The organism is Butyrivibrio sp. (assembly GCF_024699075.1).
In genome coordinates this window covers 1-7,416 of the sequence record NZ_JAILQF010000047.1, presented here as the reverse complement: position 1 = coordinate 7,416, position 7,416 = coordinate 1, and the positions used below count along the sequence as shown (strand labels likewise).

Below are 7,416 nucleotides of genomic sequence, written 5' to 3'. Positions count from 1 at the left end.
ACTACTTCTACTGATTCTACAACAGAAGCAGCTCAGACTACTGAAGATGCAGCCAATTCTGAGGCATCATCGGAAGCTGTAGCAGAAACTACAGAAGCAGAAACCGAAACAAGTGAAGTTGCAACATCATCACTTGAAGCTACTTCTGAAGAAGAAAGGGAAGCTATAGAAGAAGCTCTTAATCTTGCTAATAACGAAGAAGTAACATGGACATATGACGCTGATGCAGATGCATGGGTCATGAGTATCGTAACAGCAGTTGCATATGCTGAGATCGAAGATGAAGAAGGCGTTTCAGTATGTGTACCCGGAGCTTACATCAAAGGTATTGATACAGACGGAGACGGCGTAGAAGATATCACAGCTGACAATTATACAGAAGAAGTTCACGGACAGCTGGTTATTGACTATGAAGCAGAAGTTACAAGTTCAAATGGTCAGGTATATACAGCTTCTACAGCACCGGTTATCTTAAATACAGGTGCAGCAGGATATAGCTCATCAACTAATACTACAGCAGCTACAACCTATGCTTCTGAAGGATATATCAACGTATCCTGCGGTAACAGAGGTAAGAATGATACAGCTACTGATGAAGATGGCAATGAGTACTATACAGGTGATGCTCCTTCATGTCTTGTAGACCAGAAGGCAGCAACAAGATTTGTTAAGTACAACATTCTCCTTGGAAATCTTCCCGGAAGTACAGAATACTGGGTATCAACAGGTGGAAGCGGCGGCGGAGCTCATGCAACAATGTTTGCTGCAACATCTAACAGCTCAGACTTTTTCGATTATCAGATCGAAGTTGGTTCAGTTGGTGTATATGTAAATGAAGATGGTACATATGATACAACTGTTACAATCGATGGTGTTGAGTATGATCTTTCAGATGGAGCCTGGGGTGCAGTAGCATATTCTCCTATCACATCACTCTATGAAGCTGATATGGCTATGGCTTTTGAGTATTATATGGATACAGATTATGACTTCAATACCTCATTCCAGAAGCAGATGGCTGAATATCTGTCTGAGGAGTACATGACATATATTAATGATCAGAACCTGTCAGTAAATGAAGCTGATGTTGAGCTTGATATCAACGGCGATGGCGACATGGATGACACTATTGATCTTTATATCGAATATGATGAAGAAAAATATGCAGATACTAACGGTTATGGCGGAACATATGTAGATTTCTATCTTGCAGAGTTTATCTCTAACCTTCAGTGGTATCTTGATAACCTTGATTATGCTGATGGCTGGACTTGGTTTGACGAAGATGGCAATGCTCTTTCAGATGAAGAAGTTGCTGCTATGACATCTGAGGATAAGGCTACAGCATTTATTGAAGGAAGATATGCTAAGAGCAGCTCATCCGAAGGTGGAATGGGTGGCCCTGGCGGCGGAGCTCCCGGCGGAGACATGGGTGACATGGCAGGCGGCCCTGGCGGTGATATGGGCGATATGACAGGCGGCCCTGGCGGTGATGCTTCAGGTGCTCCTGGAGAAGCAGCAGATGCTACTGATGCAGAGAGCACAGATTCTGAGTCTTCAGATGACAGAAGCTTTGCTAACAGTGATGTAGCAGCTAACTCAGCTGGTGACACAATGGATGTTGGTACACCTGATGCTGGTACAACTCAGTCAGCAGGAAGCGGAACAGACTCAGCTAACTATTCAACCTATGAAGAAATGCTTGAAGCTTATCAGACAGATGTTGCAGAAGTATATGAAGGCGATGAGTACGGCAATGTAATTGTTGAACTTTATAACCCTCTTAACTATATTGGAACAGGCGATGGAGACAGCCCTACATGGATCAGAATGGTATGCGGTGCTTCAGAAGGTGATATCTCAATGTTTAACTCACTTAACCTTCAGCTTGCATTCCTGTCAGCAGGTGTAGATGCAACTATTGAATGGCAGTGGGATGGTGGACATGTACCTTCAGAAATCCTTGGTGAGTCCCTTGCTCTTACAGTAGATACAATGTATGGTGAATATGTTGACGGCGCTGTTGAAATTACTAAGGCAGCAGCTGAAACTCAGACAGAAAACGGTGATGCTACTGAAGCAACCGGTACAGATATCAGCAGCTGGGTAAATTATGATGATACTTCAGCAGTATCCTTCAGCCTTGCAGATGCAGTAAGCTACAGAACAGCTGGCGCAAGTAAGTCAACTCCTGGATTTGACGTTATCGATTATGGTCAGGAAGACTATGTATTTGGTGATAAAGAAGCTGACGCAAGACACTGGAGCGTATGGGTACTTAAAGTACTTGAAGAACATCAGGATGTACTTGAAGAACTCTTCAATAGCGGTGAGTAAATAATATAGCTTAAACTTTGCATATATACCATAGCGTTCAATCTGATAGTCATTGGCGGTTAATAAAAGTGGCAGCTGCGTTTGCAGTTGCCACTTTTTTGTGTAAAAAAATGTATGTGCCCCTTAAATCCTGATAATAGAAATCAGTACTTACTGTATTTGCTTTTATTCTTTGACATAGTAATGTCTTGCGATCCATTTGGATAGGCCTTCAAGACCTGGATATACGATACGCTCACTCATGTTGAGCTGATCAAGCATGTCTCTTACACGCCATCTTAAATTCCTGTCTATAAGATATTTTACCGTATTAGTTGTATTATCAGAAAGGAACTTCTCGATATCATTAATACCTGTAGGTACTACAGAGAAGAATGAATGCTGATTGATGATCCTTTGATTGAGTGAAGGTGGTTCAATGATTACCATTGATGAATCGCCCATGTCATTATCGTATTGTAATAGGCTGTTGCCGGTAAGCTCTTTGAGCATATCAACTGTAAAAATAGAAGAGTACTTCTTTTTGACAGCAGTTTTGTAAGGATCAGGGAGATGATCGACCATTTCGCACATATCAATTCTCCAGACCAGACAGTCGTGCTTGTCCATATCATCAAGATTTTCTTCAGTAGTTGCAAAATTAAGAGCAACAAGTGCTGACTGTGTCCAGTCAAGAAGCCTTGTAGGAAGGCCGTAGTGCTGGCCTACGATCATCTGCCTCCATACGGAATGGCCAATATTAGGATCATCGTTAATGGCGTATTTGGCAAAGCTTTCAAGAATTGCTGGCTCAAGGTGCTTTTGAAGACCTTTGCAATTGCGGCTTAAACTTGTGTACATCTTAAAGGAGGAGTCTGACATTCCTCTGTAAACATAGGGGCTTCTGTTTCTATCAAGATCAGGTCTGTACTCCTGTTCTGTAAGAAGTGGTAATAACTGTTCTAATGTGCTTATGTGTATCTCTTTGATCATAAAAACCTCGTACTGCTGATTGGTATATATTGCAGGAATTTTAGAAAAAAATCCTGCCGCCAATAGGCGATAAAACGCTGTGCAATTAATCAATTGTACAATAAAATTTTCGTGTGTCAATTATGAATATGAAAAAAAACTTGTATTATAGGCCAAAAGTTGTTAAATTAATCTGTACACGTAAAATTTACATTCATAGTAGTTAACAGATAAAGAAGATAGTAAGGAAGTAAGTTTAAATGAATACTAATGACAAGAACAACGAATTAAATGATCCGATGCTTGGACTTCGTACATCGGATTATTATTTTGACCTTCCACAAGAACTCATAGCTCAGGATCCTCTTGAAGATCGTGCTGCATCAAGGCTTCTTGTGATGGACAAAGAAACAGGAGCCATACAGCATCATGTTTTCAAGGATATAATTGATTATCTTGAGCCTGGCGACTGCCTTGTTCTTAATAATACAAAGGTTATACCTGCAAGACTTCTTGGAACCAAGGAAGAGACAGGAGCTGCAGTAGAGATCCTTCTTCTTAAAAGAAGAGAGAACGATGTATGGGAAACTCTTGTTAAGCCTGGTAAGAAACTTCGCCCCGGTGCCAGGGTTACTTTCGGAGATGGAAGACTTAAAGCCGAGATTCTTGAAGTAATAGAAGATGGTAACAGACTTGTTAAGTTCTATTATGAGGGAATCTGGGAAGAAGTCCTTGATTCACTTGGTGAGATGCCGCTTCCACCATATATCACACATAAGCTTCAGGACAAGAATATGTATCAGACAGTATATGCAAAGTTTGACGGATCTGCAGCAGCTCCTACAGCAGGACTTCACTTTACATCAGAACTTCTTGATGCTATTGAGCAAAAAGGTATTGATCTTGCATATGTAACTCTTCATGTAGGTCTTGGTACTTTCAGACCTGTAAAAGTAGACAATGTACTTGAGCATCACATGCATACTGAGTGGTACCAGGTAACACAGGAGGCAGCAGACAAAATAAATAAAGCAAAGGAATCCGGCCACAGAGTTATCTGTGTTGGTACTACAAGCTGCAGAACCATAGAAAGTGCTGCCGATGAAAACGGTCACCTTAAGGAGTGCTCAGATAACACTTCAATATTCATCTACCCTGGCTACAAGTTCAAGGTACTAGACTGCCTTATTACCAACTTCCACCTTCCTGAGTCAACACTTGTAATGCTGGTATCAGCCCTTGCAGGAAGAGAGCACGTTCTCGCCGCTTACAAAGAAGCCATCGAAAAGCGCTACAGATTCTTCTCCTTCGGCGATGCATGCTTCTTCACAGACAAAATGCCAGAAGCATAACGCTTTTGCATATGTTGCAGCTAAATAATTGCCCGCTAATAATACCGCCCGCCCATGCAATAAGCCTTTTGTCGTCACAAACATTCGGATATTCATGGCCTTTGGTTAATGGCTAAGAATTCTACGGCTCAGAAACTCGCACCCTTTACGGCCCCGCCCCATACCATTTCCATTTGCGAGTATTTGATGACAAATGCGATTTTCTAATGTTTCCACAGCATTTTTTCCAGCGCAGGCGAAGCGCTGTTTGAAACAGGACGGGGCGATTATCTTGTAATTGAAAATACCCTAGCTCGCAAAGCGAGCGTTAATAAAAATGATGAATCAACTTCTTCAAGCAAGCTTGGAAGATTGATTCATCATTTTTATTAGGTGCTTATGCACCGTAGGGTCTTTTCATAATATTTATATTCCCGTCCTGTGAGTTTTGCGCGTAGCCTGCGCATTGGAAGAAAAAATGCGGAAACATTTGAGAAAATCTGCATTTGTTATCTACTCGCAAATGGAAATGGTATGGGGCGGGGCCGAAAGGGAGCTCAAACATGCTGAGCCGTGGCAGAATTCTTATAGCCATTAACCAAAGGCTCATGAATATATCCTCATATTTGAAAGACGACAAAAGGCTTATTGCATGGGCGGGCGGCATGTATCAGCGGGCATTTAGACTGCGAAAGTAGAGACGCAAAAGCGTGAATAACTTGCCTTTATTTTCTGATTGAGATATATTTAAAGTAGAGGTGCGTCAATGGAACTTGATGTTTTGAAAGTCAAATATTAAGGGAATGGGAGTGGATGCGAGAGCGTCTGTGACTGTTCCTGTTGATGGGAGATCATAATATGAACGAAAGGCGCAAGAGCAAAAGATTATCAATGTCCGGAAAACTTATGATGAAGGCACTTGGTGGTTCCGGAACAGCTTCAGAGGTATCTATCGATATTCAGAATTGTTCAAGACATGGACTTGGATTTAATTGTCCGGAGCAGCTGATCATCGGAGATAATTATCAGGCTGAGCTGACCATATGGACTAAGGAGGTAATAAATGTATTCCTTCAGATAGTCCGATCAGAAAAAAGGGAAGATGGTATCTATAATTATGGATGTATTTTTATAGGAATGCCGGATTCTGACAGGCAGAGAATAGCAGTTTATGAAACTGTTGAAGAACTCGTTCCTCATGATGACGATGATGATGAAGATTAAATAATTTATTATTTTATTTTTAATTTATGTAGAGCTTTTATGATTTTATCAAAAATCATAAGAGCTCTTTTTTAGCTCGGAAAGAGGAAAATAGATGAAGAATAATAAAGTCCTGGCATTACTTGCATGTGGAGCGATAGTATTATCAGCTTGCGGACAAAGTACAAATGATACAACAAGTGAAGAAACGAGTGTATCTGTTGAAGCCTCAGCAGAATCTTCAAATGAAAGTGAAGAGATAACTGATGACGTGGAAGCACAGGATACAGAAACTCAGAATGCGGAAACTGCAGATGCTTCGGAATCTGATTCATCGGAGGGCTCTTCTAAAGATTCAGAGACTTCTGATACTTCAAAGGATTCAAAAACTTCCGGATCTAAGAAAGAAAAGAGTGGTGATTCTGACAAAACTTCAGAAGATTCTTCTTCCGAAGGTACACTTGCATATTCTTTATCAGATGGAGAGGAGATAACAGAAGGTACTTATACAGCTGAAAATGAAGATGAAAGTGCAATAGGTGCAAATGGATCTGTGACAGCAACTATAACAAATGCGACTATAGAAAAGCTTTCAGGTGATGCCACAAGTGCTGACTCATCGAGCTTTGAAGGTGTTAATGCTGCAGTAAGAGTTTATGACAGTGCTACTGTTACGATCAAAGACAGCACTGTAACTGCTACGGCGGACAATGCTACAGGTGTATTTGCATATGATGGCGGCACAATTTATATCTCAGATTCTACTGTAGATGTAACTGGTGGCGGAGCCGGCGGAATACAGGTAGCAGGTGGTGGAACTCTTTATGCAGAAAATCTTACAGTAACAAGTGCCAGCAAAGCTGCAATAAGATCAGACAGAGGCGGCGGTACTTTAGTTGTTAATAAGGGAACCTATACTTCAACAGGAACAGGCGGATGTCCTGCAATTTACAGTACTGCTGATATTACTGTTACAGATGCAGAGTGCATTTCAGAAAATTCAAGGGCTGTCATTATTGAAGGAAAAAATAGTGTGGTTCTTGAAAACTGCACTCTTAGCGGAAATGATCAGTCAACAAAAGAAGGCAGCATAAAAGCCAATGTATTGTTATATCAGAGTGCTTCAGGTGATGCAGAGGATGGAACAAGCGTATTTACAATGAATGGCGGAAGTATGGTAAGTAATAGTGGTGCCATGTTCTACTGCACTAATACTTCAAGCGTTATCAATTTAAGTGATGCAGATCTTGAACTGTCTGATACAGGAGAATTTCTGATAGTTTCTGCCGGAAGATGGGGAAGCGATGGAAGTAACGGAGGAACAGTCGAGCTTAATGCAGATAATCAGACTATTGAAGGAACAATAACTGTTGACGAAATTTCTTCTCTTACACTTAATCTTACAGGATCAGAGTTTGAAGGCTCTATTAATACAGACGGAGAAGCCGGAAGCGTTTCAGTAACACTTGATGATGATAGTAAATGGGTACTTACAGGAGACAGCTATATTACAGAGTTCGACGGCGATACAGATAACATAGAAACAAACGGATATCATGTATATGTAAATGGAGAAGAACTGGTATAAAAGGAT

Annotated in this window: 5 protein-coding genes; 4 read left to right on the top strand and 1 reads right to left on the bottom strand. The window is 41.0% G+C overall.

From position 1 onward, the window contains the following. Positions 1-2,337, top strand: a 2,337-nt coding sequence (locus K6G87_RS01600; protein WP_296832976.1) for a hypothetical protein, incomplete at its 5' end; no start/stop codon positions are given. A gap of 165 nt (positions 2,338-2,502) precedes the next feature. Here the strand turns inward: K6G87_RS01600 and K6G87_RS01595 are convergent. Further along, on the bottom strand, positions 2,503-3,309 hold the full coding sequence (locus tag K6G87_RS01595) for an FRG domain-containing protein (protein ID WP_296832973.1): 807 nt from the start codon (positions 3,307-3,309) through the stop codon (positions 2,503-2,505). Positions 3,310-3,548: 239 nt separating this feature from the next. On the opposite strand from K6G87_RS01595, the gene queA reads away from it, so the two are divergent. The 3 genes from queA to K6G87_RS01580 all read left to right on the top strand — a co-directional run bounded on the left by queA (position 3,549) and on the right by K6G87_RS01580 (position 7,410). After that, on the top strand, positions 3,549-4,640 hold the full coding sequence (gene queA / locus K6G87_RS01590) for a tRNA preQ1(34) S-adenosylmethionine ribosyltransferase-isomerase QueA (protein ID WP_330669676.1): 1,092 nt from the start codon (positions 3,549-3,551) through the stop codon (positions 4,638-4,640). 837 nt (positions 4,641-5,477) lie between these two features. Continuing rightward, positions 5,478-5,843 carry a PilZ domain-containing protein gene (locus K6G87_RS01585; RefSeq protein WP_296832970.1) on the top strand — a complete coding sequence of 122 codons (366 nt, stop codon included), beginning with the start codon at positions 5,478-5,480 and terminating at the stop codon, positions 5,841-5,843. 94 nt (positions 5,844-5,937) lie between these two features. Then, positions 5,938-7,410, top strand: a complete 1,473-nt coding sequence (locus K6G87_RS01580) for a right-handed parallel beta-helix repeat-containing protein (protein WP_296832967.1) — start codon at positions 5,938-5,940, stop codon at positions 7,408-7,410. Positions 7,411-7,416: the final 6 nt, after the last annotated feature.